Below are 16,028 nucleotides of genomic sequence, written 5' to 3' on the forward strand. Positions count from 1 at the left end.
GCTCTGACGGCTGCAGGCTTGCCATGCTTGAGGCGCACGCTGACGCCGCAAGCCACAACCGGGTTTGATGGTTTCAACCTAGGCGGCACCCGTTTCAGCAAATGTGCGGGTTTGTTACGGGCAGGTCACTTGCAGGTCCATGAAATCTACAAAGTACGTACGGCACGAATGGCTTCGGCACGAGCAGCCAACTGGTCATCCGCCGGATATTCGATATGTTCCAGAGTCAGCCCTTGCGGTGCGATTGGCCCGCTTGACCCCTCTCGCACCGGATTGGCCATCTTGTCCGCAAACCATTCCAGCGTTTTGCGCCCTGAACCAACCTTGATCGAGGAACCGACCAGCGAACGAACCATATTGCGAGCAAAGGCATCGGCCACAATCGTGAATACAACCAAGCCGGATTCCAGCGACGGCGTCCGGTATGCCTCGTTCTCAGCCAATACGTCTGGCACCAACGAGGCAACCGGCACTCGGCGCCAGTAGGCCGTCTTGACTTCACGAATCGTGGTACCACCCGGATTCGGCGTGGCAAACGAACCAAAATCATGCAGGCCAATGGTCATGGCGGCAGCGGCATTCATCGCATCCAAATCCAGCGACTCATCCACGCGCAGTACACAGCCGCGCAGCCGGGGGTCCACTTCGGATGAACGGTCGGCAACACGGTACACATACGTGCGCTCCAACGCGGAGAACCGCGCATCGAATCCCTGCGGCGCAATGGCGATGCCGTGAATCACAATGTCAGCAGGCAGCACGGCCTTAAGCCTGCGAGCCAATGCTTCGGTCAGCGGCACATCCATATGCCCCTGGCAACGAGCAAGTGTTTCATCAGACACATCCAGATGCGCCACCTGATGCGAAGCGTGCACACCGGTATCCGTACGACCGGCCACAGTCAGTCGCAGCGGCTCTCTCTCGTCACCGACCGGCACACGCAGCACCTTGTGCAACGCATCCTCGATAGTTCCCTGCACCGTGCGCAGCTCAGGCTGCTTGGCCCAGCCGTAGAATCCGCCGCCGTCATAGGCAAGGTCGATGCGTAGTCGTGTCATAGTCCATCATCTTAATGATCACGATGATAATTCGACTTTTGATGCGATGCCGGCATACAGAGACGAACCAGCTATGGTCGAATAACGCAAAGGGCTGGAACCCAAATGGATTCCAGCCCTTTAAGCTAGCTATGCGACCTAGCGGTCAGCTCACTCGGCCTTCTCGGCTTCCTCAGCAGGAGCCTCAGCCTCAGCGGCAGCGGTCTCCTCGACCGGAGCCTCAGCAGCTTCAGCAGCCTCGGTCTCGACGGCCGGAGCCTCTTCCTCGGCAACCTTAGTGGCAGCCTCGGCTTCCTTCACGACAGCCTTCTTGGCAACCGGCTCGGTGACGAGCTCGATGATGGCGGCCGGAGCGTTATCGCCAACGCGCGGAGCGATCTTGACGATACGAGTGTAGCCACCTTCACGCTGCTCCATCTGCTCAGCGATCTGGGTGAACAGAATGTGCACCACAGACTTGTTGCGGATGACGCGCATCACGCGACGGCGAGAGTGCAGATCACCGCGCTTGGCGAAGGTGATCAGGCGCTCAGCCAGCGGACGAAGACGCTTGGCCTTCGGCAGCGTGGTGGTGATTTGGCCATTCTGGAACAGGCTGGTCGCCATGTTTGCCAGCATGAGGCGCTCGTGTGCAGGGCTGGAAGCCAGACGCGGGCCCTTCTTAGGTGTAGGCATGGGTTTACTCCTTATTGTCCGAAGCAGGCAAGCAGGTGGGCATGTGCCCGAGCATCCGCTTGCCGTGCGAACAGACGGTTAATCAAAAGCGACGAATCACTCGTCTTCCGGCGAGAAGAAGGTGCCGCCTTCGAGGTTATTGGTGTCGAAGGCCATCGGCGAAGACTTGAGGCTCAGACCCAGAGTCTGCAGCTTCTCCTTGACTTCGTCAATCGACTTCATACCGAAATTGCGGATGTCGAGCAGATCCTGCTCGGTGTGGGAGACGAGCTCACCGATGGTGTGGACACCCTCACGCTTGAGGCAGTTGTAAGAACGCTGCGTCAGGTTGAGATCCTCAATCGGGACGGCCATCTCGGGGTTGGTCTCCTCGGCCACCGGGGCCGGACCGACCTCGACGCCTTCGGCCTGGGCATTGAGCTCGCGGCACAGGCCGAAGAGCTCCACCAGGGTCGAACCGGCGGAAGCCACCGCATCACGCGGGGAGATGGCGGGCTTGGTCTCCACGTCCAGAATGAGCTTGTCGAAGTCCGTGCGCTGTTCCACACGGGTGGCCTCGACCTTGTAGCTCACCTTGAGCACCGGGGAGTAGATGGAATCGACCGGAATACGGCCAATCTCATCGGTGTCCTGCTTGTTCATCTGGGCAGGCACGTAGCCACGGCCACGCTCAACGGTGAACTCGATCTCGAGTTCGCCGTCCTCGGCGAGGGTAGCGATGTGCTGCTCCGGATTGGCAATGGTGACGCCAGACGGCGGGGTGATGTCCCCGGCAGTAGCCTCGCCCTTGCCGCTCTTGCGCAGGTACATGACCACAGGCTCGTCATACTCGCTGGTGAGCACGATGCCCTTGATGTTGAGCAGGATCTCGGTGACGTCTTCCTGAACACCCGGCAGAGTGGTGAACTCATGCAGGGCTCCGGAGATACGCACGGAGGTCACGGCAGCACCCGGGATCGAACTCAGCAGCGTGCGACGCAACGAGTTACCGAGCGTGTAGCCGAAGCCAGGCTCGAGAGGCTCGATGGTGAAGCGAGAGCGCTGCGGATTCAGAGATTCCTCGGTCAGAGTCGGACGCTGTGCAATAAGCACTGTGGTTATCCTTTCAGCTTGAACTCGGTGGTGCACTCACCGGCTAAGCGGTTTTGGATGGAATTGGTATTGCTGAGTGCTCAGACGCGACGACGCTTCGGAGGACGAACGCCGTTGTGGGCTTGCGGGGTGACGTCGGTGATGGAACCGACCTCGAGGCCCGCGGACTGCAGGGAGCGGATAGCGGTTTCACGACCGGAACCCGGGCCCTTGACGAACACGTCGACCTTCTTGACACCGTGCTCCATCGCCTTGCGGGCGGCGGACTCGGCAGCCATACCAGCGGCGTACGGAGTGGACTTACGGGAGCCCTTGAAACCGACATCGCCACCGGATGCCCAGGACACCACGGCGCCAGACGGATCGGTGATCGAGATGATCGTGTTGTTGAAAGTGGACTTGATGTGAGCCTGGCCGACCGGGACCGACTTGCGGTCACGACGACGGGGCTTACGAGCGGCTTGCTTAGGCGCTGCCATTGACCCTCGTTTCCTAGTAACGAACTTATTTGTTGACGTCCGAACGATGGGATAGAACTCATCCCGTGGCTCGGAGCATGCCACCTATTACTTGGTGGCCTTCTTCTTTCCGGCGACCGTACGCTTCGGGCCCTTGCGGGTACGGGCGTTGGTCTTGGTGCGCTGACCGCGCACAGGAAGTCCCTTACGGTGACGCTGGCCTTGGTAGCAGTTGATCTGAATCTTGCGACGAATATCTGCATCGACTTCACGACGCAGGTCACCCTCGATCTTGTAGTTAGCTTCGAGGTAGTCACGCAGCGTAATCAGCTGCTCGTCGGTAAGATCCTTGACGCGGATGTCCGGGTTAATACCGGTCGCGGCAAGCGTTTCCTTGGCACGGGTACGACCAACACCGAAAATGTAGGTGAGGGCGATCTCGATGCGCTTCTCATTGGGGATGTCGACTCCGGCAAGACGTGCCATTGCGATTCCTTCTTGTTGCCGTAGGTCTTGCACCCACTCGTCCGGTTTCCCGGCACGGGCCTACGTACCCGTGGTTCAGTGTCGTTCCCTTGCGGGAAGCACTGTGAGAGAGTGCCTTATTTACTTAGTGCCGCTGGAGAATCTGCTCTCAGCCCTGACGCTGCTTGTGGCGGGGGTTGACGCAGATCACCATGACGCGGCCGTGACGGCGGATCACGCGGCAGTTTTCGCAGATCCTCTTCACGCTAGGGCTGACCTTCATGGTTATCCTTTTCTTGTGTACCTTTACTTGTAGCGGTACGTAATGCGTCCGCGGTTCAGGTCGTAGGGGCTCATCTCCAGCACGACACGGTCCTGCGGCAGAATGCGAATGTAATTCTTACGCATCTTGCCGGAAATCGTGGCGAGCACGATGTGCTTGTTCTCGAGTTCGACGCGGAACATCGCGTTGGGCAGTGCTTCCACTACCTGTCCTTCGACCTCAATCACACCGTCTTTTGCCATGCGCCTCTAGTCCTATTCCGTTGGATGATTACTGTGGCATATCCGAAGACACACCAACTGTCAACTATATACGCACATACCCCTATGCGACACTCGGCGTGTCGCATAGGGGTATGTGCGAAATGTTGTGGTAGCCGCTAGGCTTGCCGCCTCTACTGCAGGTGGCTGATGATGCGGCGGCTGATCTCGTCGATGTCGCCGACACCGTTGACCACGACCAGCAGACCGCGGGACTCGTAGATGTCGAGCAGCGGGGCGGTTTCCTTCTCGTAGGTTTCCAAACGCTTGGCGATGGCCTCCGGGGTGTCATCAGCACGACCCTGCTCGGCGGCACGCTTCTTCATGCGCTCCAGCAGCACGTCACGGGCGGCTTCGAGAGCCACCACGTGGTCGAGCGGAGTGCCGAGGTCGGCCAGCATTTCGTCAAGTGCGGTGACCTGGGCGGCGTTGCGCGGGTAGCCATCAAGAATCCAGCCGTTGGCACAGTCTTCCTTGGCCAGACGATCCTTGACGATCTTGTTGGTCAGGGAATCCGGAACCAGCTCGCCCTTATCGGTGTAGCTCATCGCTTCAAGACCGAGTTCGGTCTTGTTCTTGATGTTGTAGCGGAAGATATCGCCGGTGGAGATGGTGGGGATGTTGAAGTGCTCAGCGAGCAGCGCAGCCTGGGTGCCTTTGCCCACGCCTTGAGGTCCCATGATGAGCAGACGCATGGTGGTCTCCTTTTATGTTGGAAATTAATACGGCTTTGGCTCCCTTGTTAAGGGAACCATTGAGTTATATGTGGGAGGAAACGGATTGCTCCGTCAGTCGACAGCCCACAGGGCTGTCTCCTTCCTCGCGCTGACGCCTGCTGAGCGGGCGTCAGCCTTCCTTATGATCCACGTTCTCGAGCAGGAAACCGGTGTACTGGAACTGCTCGGTCTGGGCCTTGGCCTGACGCAGGGTGTCGAGGCCGACGCCGGCGATAATCAGGATGGTGGTACCACCGAACGGCAACTTGGCATTGAGTCCGAGGGCCATGATGAGCACGGTCGGAATCAGGGCCACGAACAGCAGGTAGACGGCACCGACGGTGTTGAGTCGGTTCATCACGTAGGTCAGGTAGCGGCTGGTGGCGTTGCCGGCGCGGATGCCGGGGATGAAGCCGCCGTACTGCTTCATGTTGTCTGCGGTCTCGTCCGGGTTGAACGTGATCGAGGTGTAGAAGAAGCAGAAGAACACAATCATCAGGGCATACAGCGCGATGTACCACACCGAAGTGGTGTTCGCGAGATTGTTGTTGATCCACTTGACCCAAGACTGGTCGGACTTGCCGAACTGGGCGATCAGGGTCGGGATGGCGAGGATCGAGGAGGCGAAGATGGGCGGAATAACGCCGGACATATTGATCTTGAGCGGCAGGTAGGTGGAGGAGCCACCGTACATCTTGCGGCCAATCATGCGTCGGGTGTACTGCACCGGCACGCGGCGCTGGCACAGTTCGACGAAATCGACGAAGATGAGGATGACCACGAGCACGCCCACGACGATGCCGAACTTCAGCCAGTCGCCGTTCTTGCCGTTGGTGCCGTAGCCGATCTCCCACAGCTGCGGCAGGAAGCCGGAGCAGATGGACATGAAGATCAGGATGGACATGCCCTGGCCGATGCCCTTGTCGGTCACGAGCTCGGCCATCCACATGATCAGGCCGGTGCCGCCGGTCATGATGAGGACCATGACCACGAGGTTCCACACGGAGCCGTCTGGAATGACCTGGTCACACTTGTAGTTGAACAGGGCGCCGGAGCGAGCGGTGACCAAAATGGTGGTGGACTGGAGCACAGCCAAACCAATGGTCAGGTAACGGGTGTATTGGGTGAGCTTGGCCTCACCGGACTGACCCTCCTTGTGCAGGGCCTCGAAGCGCGGAATAACCACACGCAGCAGCTGCACAACGATGGATGCGGTGATGTACGGCATGACGCCCAGCGCGAAGATGGACAGCTGAAGCATGGCACCGCCGGAGAAGAGGTTCACCAATCCGATGAAGTTCTCCTGTGAGGCGCTGCCCATGGTGGCCATGCACTTGTTCACCACGTTGTAGTCCACGCCCGGCGTCGGAATGAACGAACCGATGCGGTAGACGATGATGATGAACAGGACGAAGAGAATCTTCTTCCTCAGCTCTTTGGTCTTCAGGGCCTGGATTAGTGTCCTCACCTGGGTTTCCTCCCACTAGCGCGCACTCGACGCGCGAAATACACAAACTATCGAACGAGCATAGTCTAACGTGCCTACTTCAGACAACTGTGCGTCTCGTCAATGCTTGCTGAATATGACTTTATGGACAACGCATCTCCCCGAAAATCGGGGTATTGTATCGGCGCCAGCGAATGTAGGACTTGATGCTGAGACCGCATCACTGCACGCGGAACGCCATCAATGATCTCGATAGGTCATAGTGATAGCAGTGCCCCCGACCACCAGATAGGCGGACGGGGGCACAGAGCTATATTCAGCGTTTCGCGCGGACTAATCAGTCCTCAACGACGGAGCCGCCGGCAGCTTCGATCTTGGACTTGGCGGAAGCCGAGGCCTTGACACCCTTGAGGGTGAATGCCACGGTGGTTTCGCCTTCGCCCAGAACCTTGACCGGAGCGTTGCCACGGACGACGCCCTTGGCAACCAGATCCTCGGCAGTCACTTCGCCGCCCTGAGGGAAGACCTCAACGAGACGAGCAATGTTGACCACCTGGAACTCCACACGGAACGGGTTCTTGAAGCCACGGAGCTTCGGCAGGCGCATGTACAGCGGCAGCTGGCCACCTTCGAAGCCAGGACGCACGTGAGTGCGCTTGGTCTGGCCCTTGGCGCCACGACCGGAAGTCTTGCCCTTGGAGCCTTCACCGCGACCCACGCGGGTGCGGTCCTTCTTGGCGCCCGGGGCGGGCTTCAAATCGTGCATCTGCAGGATTTCGTTATCTGCCATAATCAGTCAACCTCCTCGACGGTGACCAGGTGACGCACGGCGTTCACCAGACCACGGTTGGCCGGGGTATCCTCGCGGATCACGGTCTTGCCGATCTTGTTCAGGCCGAGGGTCTTGACGGTGGCGCGCTGAGCCGGAGTACGGTTCACGATGCCGTGGTGCAGGGTAATCTTCAGGTTCTTAGCCATGAGTATCACTCACCATCCTTCTCTTCAGCGGCCTTCTTGGCAGCCTCTTCACGAGCCTTGCGAGCCTCATCGATACCAGCGGCACGAGCGCGCAGCAGGGCATCGGGAGCGACCTCGTTGAGGGCCAGACCACGACGGGCGGCGATCTCCTCGGGCTCTTCGAGCTGCTTGAGAGCGTCAACGGTAGCGCGCACCACGTTAACGGCGGTGGCGGAGCCCATCGACTTGGTCAGGACGTCGGTGATGCCTGCGCATTCCATGACGGCGCGCACGGAGCCACCGGCGATTACACCGGTACCCGGGGCAGCAGGACGCAGCAGAACAGTGCCGGCGGCGTCGTGACCCTGAACCGGGTGGGTGATGGTGCCACGGACACGAGGCACAGAGAACATGTGCTTCTTGGCGTCCAGCTGGCCCTTGGCGATGGCGGCCGGGACTTCACGGGACTTGCCGTAGCCGACACCCACGGTGCCGTTACCGTCGCCCACTACCACGAGAGCAGCGAAGCTGAAGGTACGACCACCCTTGTGGGTCTTGGACACACGGTTGATGGTCACCACGCGATCGAGCAGTTCGTCGCCGCGGTTTTCCTCACGACGGTTACGACGCTCGCCACGACGGCCTTCACCGCGCTGGCCACGACGACCCTTGCGGTCCTCGTTGTTGGATTCGGTCGCCACAGTGTTCTGAGTTTCTTCAGCCACTTGGGTTTCCTTAGTTTCGTTGTCGCTCACAGTGCAAGACCTCCCTCGCGGGCGCCATCAGCAACGGCTGCGACGCGACCGGTGTACTTGTTGCCACCGCGGTCGAAAACGACCTCGGTGATGCCGGCAGCCTTGGCCTTATCGGCGATCAGCTCGCCGACCTTCTTGGCGGCCTCGGTCTTGGTGCCCTTGAAACCGGCAAAGTCGGCCTGCAGGGTGGAGGCGGACACGAGAGTCACGCCCTTGGTGTCGTCGACCACCTGAGCAACCATGTGACGGTTGGAACGGGTGACCACCAGGCGCGGACGCTCGGCGGTACCGGAGATGCGCTTGCGGATACGCACGTGACGGCGCTTGAGAGCAACCTTCTTGCCTTTTCCGAGAATAGCTACGCTCATATCACTTACCAGCCTTTCCAGCCTTGCGCAGGATGCGCTCATCGGCGTACTTGACGCCCTTGCCCTTGTAGGGTTCCGGAGCGCGCAGCTTGCGGATGTTGGCGGCGACCTGGCCCACAGCCTGCTTGTCAATGCCCTCGACAACCACGTGGTTGGCGTCGGTCACCTTGAGGGTGATACCTTCGGGCGGGTTGACGGTGATGGTGTGGGAGTAGCCGAGGAAGAACTCGATGCCCTGACCCTTGGCGACGGCGCGGTAACCGGTGCCGACGATCTCAAGAGTCTTGGAGTAGCCATCGTGCACACCCTTGACCATGCCGGCCATGATGGAACGAGCCAGACCGTGCTTGGCACGGGTCGGACGCAGGTCATCAGCCGGGGTAACGATGATCTCGTTGCCCTCAACGGCAGCGGTGATGCCTTCCGGAATCACGTAGGAATCAGAACCCTTGGCGCCCTTGGCCGAGAAGTTCTGACCTTCAATCTTGACTTCAACGCCAGCGGGGATGGCGATGGGGAGCTTACCAATATGCGATGCCATGTTTCAGCTCTCCTTTCTCACCACACGAAGGCGACAATTTCGCCGCCAATGCCCCGGTCGAGGCATTCCTTCTGAGTCAGCAGTCCCGAGGAAGTCGAGATGATGGCGATACCCAGGCCACCGAGCGGCATCGGCAGGGAGTCGGACTTCGCATAACGACGAAGGCCCGGCTTGGAGATGCGCTTGATGCCCTGAATGGAACGCTCACCGTTCGGACCGTACTTGAGGGTGACCTCAAGAGTCTGGCCGACCTTGGCTTCCTTAGCGGTGAAGTCCTTGATGTAGCCTTCGCGCTTCAGGATCTCGGCGATGTTCGCCTTGAACTTGGAGTACGGCATATCCACGGTCTCGTGCTTTGCCGCGCTCGCATTACGCAGACGCGTAAGCATGTCTGCGATCGGATCTGTCATTGTCATTTGGGCTTGTTGCCCTTTCTCGCTATGGTTTCCGCCGCCCTCACGCTTCTTCTAGAAGCGATTGGGCCGCGGACCTTCAGCGTCGATGTTTACCAACTGGACTTCGTAACGCCGGGCAGTTCACCGCGGTGAGCCTTCTCGCGAAGGCAGATGCGGCACAGGCCGAACTTGCGGTAGACGGAGTGGGGACGACCGCAGACCTGGCAGCGCGTGTAAGCGCGCACCTTGAACTTCGGCTTGCCGGCCGCCTTGTTCTTAAGAGCGGTTTTTGCCATATCAGTTCTCCTTGAAGGGGAAGCCGAGGTGCTTCAAGAGCGCGTAAGCTTCCGTGTCGTCCTTGGTGGAGGTCACCACAGTGATGTCCATACCGCGCACGTGATCGATCGAATCGGGATCGATCTCATGGAACATGGACTGCTCGGTGAGACCAAAGTTGTAGTTGCCCTGGCCATCGAACTGGTGACCGTTGATACCGCGGAAGTCGCGGATACGGGGCAGCGCAAGGGTCAGCAGACGATCCAGGAACTCCCACATACGGTCGCCGCGCAGGGTGACGTATGCACCGATGGCCTGGCCTTCACGCAGGTGGAACTGCGCAACGGACTTCTTGGCCTTGGTGATCTTCGGCTTCTGGCCGGTGATCAGGGTGAGATCCTTGACGGCGCCTTCGATGAGCTTGGAGTCGCGAGCTGCGGCACCGACGCCCATGGAGACGACGACCTTCTGCACACGAGCAACCTGCATCGGGTTGGAGTACTTGAACTCCTTCTCGAGCTCAGGGATGATCTGCTCGTTGTACTTGACCTTCAAGCGCGGGGTGGCCGGCGCTTCGACAGTGGTATCGGTCATGCCAGCTCCTTTCCGGACTTCTTGGCGACGCGTACACGCACGGCCTTGACCTTGCCGTCACGCGCCTCTTCCTTAACAGTGATGCCCACGCGGGTCGGCTGCTTGGTCTCCGGGTCGATGACCATCACGTTGGAGCGATGGATCGGAGCCTCAGTGGAGACGATGCCAGCCTGCTGGCCCTGCTGCGTGGCGCGCACGTGCTTCTTGACGATCTGCACGCCTTCGACGATCAGTCGGTCGTTGTCCAGCACCTGCTTGACAGTGCCTTCCTTACCGCGATCCTTGCCGCGAATGACCTTGACCAGGTCGCCGCTCTTAATCTTGGCTGCCATGTCAGATCACCTCCGGGGCGAGGGACACGATCTTCATGAACTTGTGCTCACGCAGTTCACGACCAACCGGTCCGAAGATACGAGTGCCCTTCGGTTCACGGCCGGAGCCGAGAATAACGGCGGCGTTCTCGTCGAACTTGATGTAGGAACCATCCGCACGGCGGGATTCCTTGACGGTACGGACGACAACGGCCTTCACCACGTCGCCCTTCTTGACCGACCCGCCAGGAATGGCGTCCTTGACGGAGGCGACGATCACGTCGCCGATGCCGGCATAGCGTCGCTTCGATCCGCCGAGCACGCGGATGGCGAGGAGTTCCTTCGCACCCGTGTTGTCGGCGACATGAAGCCGCGTTTCCTGCTGAATCATTGATTCTCCTTAGCCGAGCTGGTTCTCCCCATTTACCGGGGCACCTTGGTCTTCCGAGGTGCCCCGGTAAATGGCGAGCCTTGCCGAACTTTACTTACTTGGCGCGCTCGATAATGGATTCGAGACGCCAGCGCTTGGTCTTGCTCAGAGGCCGAGTTTCCATAATACTCACGAGGTCGCCAATGTGGGCGTCGTTGTGTTCATCATGGGCCTTGACCTTGCTGGTGGAACGAACGACCTTGCCATACAGCGGGTGGGTCGAACGCTGCTCGAGCTCGACGGTAATCGTCTTGTCCATCTTGTCGGACACGACGTAGCCGCGGCGAACCTTACGGAAGTTACGCTCTTCAGCCATAATCACTTCTCCTTGGATTCGGTAGCGGCCGGCTCCTGGCTGATGCCAAGCTCACGCTCACGCAGCACAGTGTACATGCGGGCGATGTCGCTCTTGACAGCCTTGAGACGGGCGGTGTTCTCGAGCTGACCAGTGGCGTGCTGGAAGCGCAGGTTGAACAGCTCTTCCTTGGACTTCTTGAGGAAGCCTTCGATTTCCGCGTTGGTCTTCTCGTTGAGATTCTTGATGGAGTAATCAGCGGTACCGACTGCCATCAGATATCACCACCTTCACGTGCGATAATGCGGCACTTCATCGGGAGCTTGTCGATAGCACGACGGAGGGCTTCGCGAGCGACGTCCTCAGACACACCACCGATCTCGAACATCACGCGACCAGGGCGGACGTTCGCGATCCAGAACTCCGGGGCGCCCTTACCGGAACCCATTCGGGCGCCGAGCGGGTGCTTGGTCAACGGACGATCCGGGAAGATCGTGATCCACACGCGGCCACCACGCTTGATGTAGCGGGTCATGGCGATACGTGCGGCCTCGATCTGACGGTTGGTCACGTAGGCCGGGGCAAGAGCCTGGATGCCGAAATCACCGAAGTTGATCTCGTTGCCGCCCTTGGACATGCCAGAACGCACGGGGCGGTGCTGCTTGCGGTACTTAGTCCTCTTGGGGATAAGCATTCTTGCTCACTCCTTCGTTTCTGCAGCGGCAGTGGCCTCGGCAGGAGCCTCGGCCTTGGGGGCCTGAGCATTCTGCTGAGCGGCGGAACGGTTGCCACGGCGCGGGCGGCGATCGCCACGACGGCCCGGACGGTTGTTCTGCTGAGCCTGCTGCTCTTCGAACTCGGATTCGGTCATATCGCCCTTGTAGATCCACACCTTGACGCCGATGCGGCCGTAGGTGGTCTTGGCCTCGAAGAAGCCGTAATCGATGAGGGCACGGAGGGTCTGCAGCGGAACGCGGCCCTCGCGATAGAACTCGGAACGGCTCATTTCCGCACCGCCGAGGCGGCCGGAGAGCTTGATGCGGATACCCTTGGCACCAGCGTGCATGGCGTCCTGCTGAGCCTTGCGCATGGCACGACGGAAGGTGACGCGGTTGGTCAACTGCTCGGCGATGCCCTGAGCGACGAGCTGGGCGTCCAGCGCGGCGTTCTTGACTTCGAAGATGTTGAGCTGAACCTGCTTGCCGGTCAACTTCTCCAGCTTGGCGCGAACGCGCTCAGCCTCGGCGCCACGACGACCGATCACAATGCCCGGACGGGCGGTGTGAATGTCCACGCGGACACGGTCACGGGTGCGCTCGATGACGATGCGGGACACGCCTGCGCGCTCGAGATCCTTGCTCATTTCCTTACGGATCTGATCGTCCTCGAGAACGAAGTCGCGGTAGCGTTCGCCGGCCTTGTTGGAGTCAGAGAACCACTTGGAACGGTGATTCTCGGTGATGCCCAGGCGGTAGCCAAACGGATTGATCTTCTGACCCATCTTTAGCGGGCTCCTTCCTTGGTAGCAACAACGACCGTGATGTGGGAGGTGCGCTTGTTGATACGAGCGGCGCGGCCCTGGGCACGAGCGCGGAAGCGCTTAAGGGTCACACCTTCGTCAACGAAGGTCTCCTTGATGAACAGGTCGTTCTCGCGGAACGGCTCGCCGGCCTTGTCGGCCTTCACGCGGGCGTTGGCAATGGCGCTCTCCAGGGTCTTGCGGACCGGAAGGGCCGCAGCCTGAGGGGCGAACTTCAAAATGGTGACGGCGTCGGTGGCCTTCTTGCCGCGGATGAGGTCGACCATGCGGCGAGCCTTGCGCGGCGTCACGCGGACGTGACGAGCGATTGCTTTAGCTTCCATGTTCTATTCCTTATCCTTAGCGGCGGGCTTTCTTGTCGTCCTTCACGTGACCCTTGAAGGTCTTCGTGGGGGCGAACTCACCCAGCTTGTGACCAACCATGGCCTCGGTGACGAACACCGGGACATGCTTGCGACCATCGTGAACGGCGAAGGTGTGTCCGATGAAATCAGGGGTGATCATCGAACGACGGGACCATGTCTTGATGACATTCTTGGTGCCCTTCTCGTTCTGCTCGTCGACTTTCTTCTGCAAGTGGGCGTCGACGAAGGGGCCCTTCTTGATGCTACGAGTCATCTTCTCGATACTCCCTTACTTGCGGTTCTTGCCGGACGGACGACGACGAACAATCATCTTGTTCGAAGCCTTCTTCGGACGACGAGTACGAACTTCGCCCTTGCCCCACGGAGAAACCGGCGGCTTACCACCGCGGGTACGACCGCCGTGCGGGTGGTCGACCGGGTTCATGGACTCACCACGGGTGACCGGACGCTTGCCGATCCAACGGGCGCGACCGGCCTTGCCGAGCTGCACGTTGGCGTGGTCTTCGTTGCCGACCTCACCAACGGTGGCGCGGCAGCGGGCGTCGACGTTACGGATTTCGCCGGACGGCATACGCAGCTGGGCGTAAGCGCCATCCTTGGCGACGAGCTGAACGGCAGCACCAGCGGAGCGAGCAATCTTGGCGCCACCCAGTGGGCGGAGCTCAATCGCGTGAACCACGGTACCGGTCGGGATGTTCTTCAGCGGCAGGTTGTTGCCCGGCTTGATATCAGCCTGAGCACCAGTCTCGATGACGTCGCCCTGCTTAACACCCTTCGGCGCGATGATGTAGCGCTTCTCGCCATCTGCGAAGTGCAGGAGGGCGATACGGGCGGAACGGTTCGGATCGTATTCGATCTCGGCAACCTTGGCGGGCACGCCGTCCTTGTCCCAACGCTTGAAGTCGATGAGACGGTACTGGCGCTTGTGACCACCACCGCGGTGACGGGAGGTGATACGGCCGTAAGAGTTACGACCGCCGGTCTTGGAGTTCTTGCGAACCAGCGACTTCTCAGGCGTGGAGCGCGTCAGATCGGAGAAATCCGAGACGGACGCGTTGCGGCGACCTGCGGACGTCGGCTTGTAAACGCGGATAGCCATAATATAGTTCTTCCTTTAACTTTTCTCGGCTAGCCTTCAGTTGCCAAAGATGTCGATCGTCTGGCCCTCGGCGACGGTCACGATCGCGCGCTTCTGGGAAGCACGCTGGCCGAAACCGGTGCGGGTGCGCTGCTTCTTGCCAGCGCGGTTGAGGGTGTTGACGTTCGTCACCTTGACCTTGAAGATCTCTTCAATTGCCTGCTTGATCTGCACCTTGTTCGCGTCCTTGGCCACCACGAAGGTGTACTGGCCACGGTCGGAAAGGGCGTAGCTCTTCTCAGAGACGACGGGCTTCAAAATCACGTCGTGCGCGGGCTTGTGAATAGCGACCATCTAAATCAGGCCTCCTTCGGCTCGGTCTTGGCAGCCACGAAAGCTTCGAAAGCTTCCTTGGTGAAGACCACGTACTGAGCGGTGATCACGTCGTACGTGTTGAGCTGATCGACAAAAATCGGGTGAACGGTCGGGATGTTGCGCACGGAGAGCCACTCGTTGATGTTGTCACGAGTGAAGACGACCGTGGTGAACTTGTCCTCGGTGATCGGGCTCAGGGCGGCGACAGCAGCCTTGGTGGACGGCTCGGTGATACCGAAGTCCACGACGGCGATGCGGCCGGCGTTGGCGCGATCAGACAGGGCATAGCGCAGAGCTGCGGCCTTCATCTTCTTGGGGGTGCGCTGGGAGTAGTCGCGCGGCTGCGGGCCGAACACGACACCACCGTGGTACCACTGCGGAGCGCGGATGGAGCCCTGACGAGCACGACCGGTGCCCTTCTGCTTCCACGGCTTCTTGCCGCCGCCGGAAACCATGCCACGAGTCTTGGTGGCGTGGGTGCCCTGACGGGCAGCAGCGAGCTGAGCGGTAACAACCTGGTGAATCAGCGGGATGTGAGCCTTGACGTCTTCAGCGGAAACACCGAAGAGTTCAACCGGAGCCTCGACGGTACCGGCGGCCTGGCCCTTGGCGTCAGTGACGTTCAGAGTAACGTTTGCCATGGTTTATCAGGCTCCCTTCACAGCCGAACGGACGAGAACGATGCCGCCCTTGGGGCCAGGAATGGCGCCCTTGATGGCGATGATGCCGTTCTCGACATCAGCGGAGACGACGGTCAGGTTCTGGGTAGTGGCGGTCACATGACCCATGCGGCCGGCCATACGCTTGCCCTTGAGAATACGGCTCGGAGTGGCGCATGCGCCCACAGAGCCAGGACGGCGCTCGTTCTTATGAGAGCCGTGAGTACGGCGGTAGGACTTGAAGCCCCAACGCTTGATAGTGCCGGCGAAGCCCTTACCCTTGGTAGTGCCGGTCACGTCGACCTCAGTGCCCTCTTCGAACAGGTCGGCGGCCAGTTCCTGGCCAGCCTCGAACTGATCGACGTCGTCGGTGCGCACCTCAACGAGGTGGCGACGCGGAGTGACACCAGCCTTGGCAAAGTGGCCAGCCAGCGGCTTGGTCACCTTGGTCGGGTCGATGGCGCCGTAGCCGAGCTGGACAGCCTTGTAGCCGTCGGATTCCTCGGTCTTCACGGCAGTCACCACATTGGTGGACACGTCAACAAGAGTAACGGGCACGAAGAAGCCGTTCTCGTCCCACACCTGGGACATGCCGAGCTTCTTGCCCAGCAGAGCCTTGCGATTAGACATAATGC

The 16,028-nt window shown here is 60.1% G+C and carries 29 protein-coding genes; all 29 read right to left on the bottom strand.

Annotation, left to right across the window (positions count from 1 at the left end; genetic code table 11):
• Positions 1 to 146: 146 nt before the first annotated feature.
• The 29 genes from truA to rplC all read right to left on the bottom strand — a co-directional run bounded on the left by truA (position 147) and on the right by rplC (position 16,023).
• The gene (gene truA / locus NBH12_RS00100; RefSeq protein ID WP_003829910.1) at positions 147 to 1,058 is read right to left on the bottom strand and encodes a tRNA pseudouridine(38-40) synthase TruA; all 912 of its coding nucleotides are present in this window, start codon (positions 1,056 to 1,058) and stop codon (positions 147 to 149) included.
• 150 nt (positions 1,059 to 1,208) lie between these two features.
• Positions 1,209 to 1,733, bottom strand: a complete 525-nt coding sequence (gene rplQ, locus NBH12_RS00105; RefSeq protein ID WP_065465292.1) for a 50S ribosomal protein L17 — start codon at positions 1,731 to 1,733, stop codon at positions 1,209 to 1,211.
• Between the two features lie 96 nt (positions 1,734 to 1,829).
• Entirely contained in the window at positions 1,830 to 2,825 is a 996-nt protein-coding gene (locus tag NBH12_RS00110) for a DNA-directed RNA polymerase subunit alpha (RefSeq protein ID WP_003829908.1), read from the bottom strand.
• An 80-nt stretch (positions 2,826 to 2,905) separates the two neighbouring features.
• Positions 2,906 to 3,304, bottom strand: coding sequence for a 30S ribosomal protein S11 (gene rpsK / locus NBH12_RS00115; RefSeq protein ID WP_003829907.1), 399 nt, complete (start codon positions 3,302 to 3,304; stop codon positions 2,906 to 2,908).
• A gap of 87 nt (positions 3,305 to 3,391) precedes the next feature.
• On the bottom strand, positions 3,392 to 3,769 hold the full coding sequence (rpsM, locus tag NBH12_RS00120; RefSeq protein WP_003829906.1) for a 30S ribosomal protein S13: 378 nt from the start codon (positions 3,767 to 3,769) through the stop codon (positions 3,392 to 3,394).
• A 148-nt stretch (positions 3,770 to 3,917) separates the two neighbouring features.
• The gene (gene rpmJ, locus NBH12_RS00125; protein WP_003808136.1) at positions 3,918 to 4,031 is read right to left on the bottom strand and encodes a 50S ribosomal protein L36; all 114 of its coding nucleotides are present in this window, start codon (positions 4,029 to 4,031) and stop codon (positions 3,918 to 3,920) included.
• Between the two features lie 23 nt (positions 4,032 to 4,054).
• Positions 4,055 to 4,273, bottom strand: coding sequence for a translation initiation factor IF-1 (gene infA, locus NBH12_RS00130; RefSeq protein ID WP_003808114.1), 219 nt, complete (start codon positions 4,271 to 4,273; stop codon positions 4,055 to 4,057).
• A 152-nt stretch (positions 4,274 to 4,425) separates the two neighbouring features.
• Positions 4,426 to 4,986: an adenylate kinase gene (locus NBH12_RS00135; RefSeq protein ID WP_003829904.1), complete on the bottom strand. Its 561-nt coding sequence runs from the start codon at positions 4,984 to 4,986 to the stop codon at positions 4,426 to 4,428.
• 151 nt (positions 4,987 to 5,137) lie between these two features.
• Positions 5,138 to 6,475, bottom strand: a complete 1,338-nt coding sequence (secY, locus tag NBH12_RS00140; protein ID WP_250819042.1) for a preprotein translocase subunit SecY — start codon at positions 6,473 to 6,475, stop codon at positions 5,138 to 5,140.
• A gap of 316 nt (positions 6,476 to 6,791) precedes the next feature.
• Positions 6,792 to 7,244: a 50S ribosomal protein L15 gene (rplO, locus tag NBH12_RS00145; protein WP_003829901.1), complete on the bottom strand. Its 453-nt coding sequence runs from the start codon at positions 7,242 to 7,244 to the stop codon at positions 6,792 to 6,794.
• A gap of 2 nt (positions 7,245 to 7,246) precedes the next feature.
• The gene (rpmD, locus tag NBH12_RS00150; protein WP_025222115.1) at positions 7,247 to 7,432 is read right to left on the bottom strand and encodes a 50S ribosomal protein L30; all 186 of its coding nucleotides are present in this window, start codon (positions 7,430 to 7,432) and stop codon (positions 7,247 to 7,249) included.
• 5 nt (positions 7,433 to 7,437) lie between these two features.
• Positions 7,438 to 8,166, bottom strand: a complete 729-nt coding sequence (gene rpsE / locus NBH12_RS00155; protein WP_003829899.1) for a 30S ribosomal protein S5 — start codon at positions 8,164 to 8,166, stop codon at positions 7,438 to 7,440.
• Positions 8,163 to 8,534, bottom strand: a complete 372-nt coding sequence (rplR, locus tag NBH12_RS00160; RefSeq protein WP_003829898.1) for a 50S ribosomal protein L18 — start codon at positions 8,532 to 8,534, stop codon at positions 8,163 to 8,165. Before rplR ends, rpsE begins: the two co-directional genes overlap by 4 nt.
• A gap of 1 nt (position 8,535) precedes the next feature.
• Positions 8,536 to 9,075 carry a 50S ribosomal protein L6 gene (rplF, locus tag NBH12_RS00165; protein ID WP_003829897.1) on the bottom strand — a complete coding sequence of 180 codons (540 nt, stop codon included), beginning with the start codon at positions 9,073 to 9,075 and terminating at the stop codon, positions 8,536 to 8,538.
• A 17-nt stretch (positions 9,076 to 9,092) separates the two neighbouring features.
• Positions 9,093 to 9,491, bottom strand: a complete 399-nt coding sequence (gene rpsH, locus NBH12_RS00170; RefSeq protein ID WP_003829896.1) for a 30S ribosomal protein S8 — start codon at positions 9,489 to 9,491, stop codon at positions 9,093 to 9,095.
• An 89-nt stretch (positions 9,492 to 9,580) separates the two neighbouring features.
• On the bottom strand, positions 9,581 to 9,766 hold the full coding sequence (locus tag NBH12_RS00175; RefSeq protein ID WP_003814530.1) for a type Z 30S ribosomal protein S14: 186 nt from the start codon (positions 9,764 to 9,766) through the stop codon (positions 9,581 to 9,583).
• A 1-nt stretch (position 9,767) separates the two neighbouring features.
• Positions 9,768 to 10,340: a 50S ribosomal protein L5 gene (gene rplE / locus NBH12_RS00180; RefSeq protein ID WP_003829895.1), complete on the bottom strand. Its 573-nt coding sequence runs from the start codon at positions 10,338 to 10,340 to the stop codon at positions 9,768 to 9,770.
• Positions 10,337 to 10,672: a 50S ribosomal protein L24 gene (rplX, locus tag NBH12_RS00185; RefSeq protein WP_003829894.1), complete on the bottom strand. Its 336-nt coding sequence runs from the start codon at positions 10,670 to 10,672 to the stop codon at positions 10,337 to 10,339. The genes rplE and rplX overlap by 4 nt, the downstream gene beginning before the upstream one ends.
• 1 nt (position 10,673) lies before the next feature.
• Entirely contained in the window at positions 10,674 to 11,042 is a 369-nt protein-coding gene (rplN, locus tag NBH12_RS00190) for a 50S ribosomal protein L14 (RefSeq protein ID WP_003829893.1), read from the bottom strand.
• A 94-nt stretch (positions 11,043 to 11,136) separates the two neighbouring features.
• Positions 11,137 to 11,397, bottom strand: a complete 261-nt coding sequence (rpsQ, locus tag NBH12_RS00195) for a 30S ribosomal protein S17 (RefSeq protein WP_007055338.1) — start codon at positions 11,395 to 11,397, stop codon at positions 11,137 to 11,139.
• A 2-nt stretch (positions 11,398 to 11,399) separates the two neighbouring features.
• Positions 11,400 to 11,651 carry a 50S ribosomal protein L29 gene (rpmC, locus tag NBH12_RS00200; RefSeq protein WP_003829891.1) on the bottom strand — a complete coding sequence of 84 codons (252 nt, stop codon included), beginning with the start codon at positions 11,649 to 11,651 and terminating at the stop codon, positions 11,400 to 11,402.
• A complete protein-coding gene (gene rplP, locus NBH12_RS00205; protein ID WP_003829890.1) occupies positions 11,651 to 12,070 on the bottom strand; it encodes a 50S ribosomal protein L16 in 420 nt (139 codons plus the stop codon). Before rplP ends, rpmC begins: the two co-directional genes overlap by 1 nt.
• A gap of 6 nt (positions 12,071 to 12,076) precedes the next feature.
• Positions 12,077 to 12,877, bottom strand: coding sequence for a 30S ribosomal protein S3 (rpsC, locus tag NBH12_RS00210; protein ID WP_003829889.1), 801 nt, complete (start codon positions 12,875 to 12,877; stop codon positions 12,077 to 12,079).
• A 2-nt stretch (positions 12,878 to 12,879) separates the two neighbouring features.
• Entirely contained in the window at positions 12,880 to 13,239 is a 360-nt protein-coding gene (gene rplV, locus NBH12_RS00215) for a 50S ribosomal protein L22 (protein WP_003829888.1), read from the bottom strand.
• A gap of 16 nt (positions 13,240 to 13,255) precedes the next feature.
• Complete coding sequence (rpsS, locus tag NBH12_RS00220; RefSeq protein ID WP_003814508.1) at positions 13,256 to 13,534, bottom strand: 30S ribosomal protein S19; 279 nt, start codon at positions 13,532 to 13,534, stop codon at positions 13,256 to 13,258.
• 15 nt (positions 13,535 to 13,549) lie between these two features.
• On the bottom strand, positions 13,550 to 14,380 hold the full coding sequence (gene rplB / locus NBH12_RS00225) for a 50S ribosomal protein L2 (protein ID WP_003829887.1): 831 nt from the start codon (positions 14,378 to 14,380) through the stop codon (positions 13,550 to 13,552).
• Positions 14,381 to 14,416: 36 nt separating this feature from the next.
• Positions 14,417 to 14,713 (bottom strand): 50S ribosomal protein L23, encoded by a 297-nt coding sequence (rplW, locus tag NBH12_RS00230; protein WP_003829886.1) that lies wholly within the window; start codon positions 14,711 to 14,713, stop codon positions 14,417 to 14,419.
• Positions 14,714 to 14,718: 5 nt separating this feature from the next.
• Positions 14,719 to 15,375, bottom strand: a complete 657-nt coding sequence (rplD, locus tag NBH12_RS00235) for a 50S ribosomal protein L4 (protein WP_003829885.1) — start codon at positions 15,373 to 15,375, stop codon at positions 14,719 to 14,721.
• 6 nt (positions 15,376 to 15,381) lie between these two features.
• Positions 15,382 to 16,023 (bottom strand): 50S ribosomal protein L3, encoded by a 642-nt coding sequence (rplC, locus tag NBH12_RS00240; protein WP_003829884.1) that lies wholly within the window; start codon positions 16,021 to 16,023, stop codon positions 15,382 to 15,384.
• Between the last annotated feature and the right edge of the window lie 5 nt (positions 16,024 to 16,028).

Origin of the sequence: Bifidobacterium sp. M3-N-101 (genome assembly GCF_023656805.1) — a bacterium.
In the GTDB taxonomy this organism is placed as follows: Bacteria; Actinomycetota; Actinomycetes; order Actinomycetales; family Bifidobacteriaceae; genus Bifidobacterium; species Bifidobacterium breve.

Coding starts and splice junctions, on each gene's coding strand:
- truA (WP_003829910.1), bottom strand. CDS start 1,058: ATGACACGACTACGCATCGACCTTGCCTATGACGGCGGCGGATTCTAC.
- rplQ (WP_065465292.1), bottom strand. CDS start 1,733: ATGCCTACACCTAAGAAGGGCCCGCGTCTGGCTTCCAGCCCTGCACAC.
- rpsK (WP_003829907.1), bottom strand. CDS start 3,304: ATGGCAGCGCCTAAGCAAGCCGCTCGTAAGCCCCGTCGTCGTGACCGC.
- rpsM (WP_003829906.1), bottom strand. CDS start 3,769: ATGGCACGTCTTGCCGGAGTCGACATCCCCAATGAGAAGCGCATCGAG.
- rpmJ (WP_003808136.1), bottom strand. CDS start 4,031: ATGAAGGTCAGCCCTAGCGTGAAGAGGATCTGCGAAAACTGCCGCGTG.
- infA (WP_003808114.1), bottom strand. CDS start 4,273: ATGGCAAAAGACGGTGTGATTGAGGTCGAAGGACAGGTAGTGGAAGCA.
- NBH12_RS00135 (WP_003829904.1), bottom strand. CDS start 4,986: ATGCGTCTGCTCATCATGGGACCTCAAGGCGTGGGCAAAGGCACCCAG.
- rplO (WP_003829901.1), bottom strand. CDS start 7,244: ATGGCAGATAACGAAATCCTGCAGATGCACGATTTGAAGCCCGCCCCG.
- rpmD (WP_025222115.1), bottom strand. CDS start 7,432: ATGGCTAAGAACCTGAAGATTACCCTGCACCACGGCATCGTGAACCGT.
- rplR (WP_003829898.1), bottom strand. CDS start 8,534: ATGAGCGTAGCTATTCTCGGAAAAGGCAAGAAGGTTGCTCTCAAGCGC.
- rplF (WP_003829897.1), bottom strand. CDS start 9,075: ATGGCATCGCATATTGGTAAGCTCCCCATCGCCATCCCCGCTGGCGTT.
- rpsH (WP_003829896.1), bottom strand. CDS start 9,491: ATGACAATGACAGATCCGATCGCAGACATGCTTACGCGTCTGCGTAAT.
- NBH12_RS00175 (WP_003814530.1), bottom strand. CDS start 9,766: ATGGCAAAAACCGCTCTTAAGAACAAGGCGGCCGGCAAGCCGAAGTTC.
- rplE (WP_003829895.1), bottom strand. CDS start 10,340: ATGACCGATACCACTGTCGAAGCGCCGGCCACCCCGCGCTTGAAGGTC.
- rplX (WP_003829894.1), bottom strand. CDS start 10,672: ATGGCAGCCAAGATTAAGAGCGGCGACCTGGTCAAGGTCATTCGCGGC.
- rplN (WP_003829893.1), bottom strand. CDS start 11,042: ATGATTCAGCAGGAAACGCGGCTTCATGTCGCCGACAACACGGGTGCG.
- rpsQ (WP_007055338.1), bottom strand. CDS start 11,397: ATGGCTGAAGAGCGTAACTTCCGTAAGGTTCGCCGCGGCTACGTCGTG.
- rpmC (WP_003829891.1), bottom strand. CDS start 11,651: ATGGCAGTCGGTACCGCTGATTACTCCATCAAGAATCTCAACGAGAAG.
- rplP (WP_003829890.1), bottom strand. CDS start 12,070: ATGCTTATCCCCAAGAGGACTAAGTACCGCAAGCAGCACCGCCCCGTG.
- rpsC (WP_003829889.1), bottom strand. CDS start 12,877: ATGGGTCAGAAGATCAATCCGTTTGGCTACCGCCTGGGCATCACCGAG.
- rplV (WP_003829888.1), bottom strand. CDS start 13,239: ATGGAAGCTAAAGCAATCGCTCGTCACGTCCGCGTGACGCCGCGCAAG.
- rpsS (WP_003814508.1), bottom strand. CDS start 13,534: ATGACTCGTAGCATCAAGAAGGGCCCCTTCGTCGACGCCCACTTGCAG.
- rplB (WP_003829887.1), bottom strand. CDS start 14,380: ATGGCTATCCGCGTTTACAAGCCGACGTCCGCAGGTCGCCGCAACGCG.
- rplW (WP_003829886.1), bottom strand. CDS start 14,713: ATGGTCGCTATTCACAAGCCCGCGCACGACGTGATTTTGAAGCCCGTC.
- rplD (WP_003829885.1), bottom strand. CDS start 15,375: ATGGCAAACGTTACTCTGAACGTCACTGACGCCAAGGGCCAGGCCGCC.
- rplC (WP_003829884.1), bottom strand. CDS start 16,023: ATGTCTAATCGCAAGGCTCTGCTGGGCAAGAAGCTCGGCATGTCCCAG.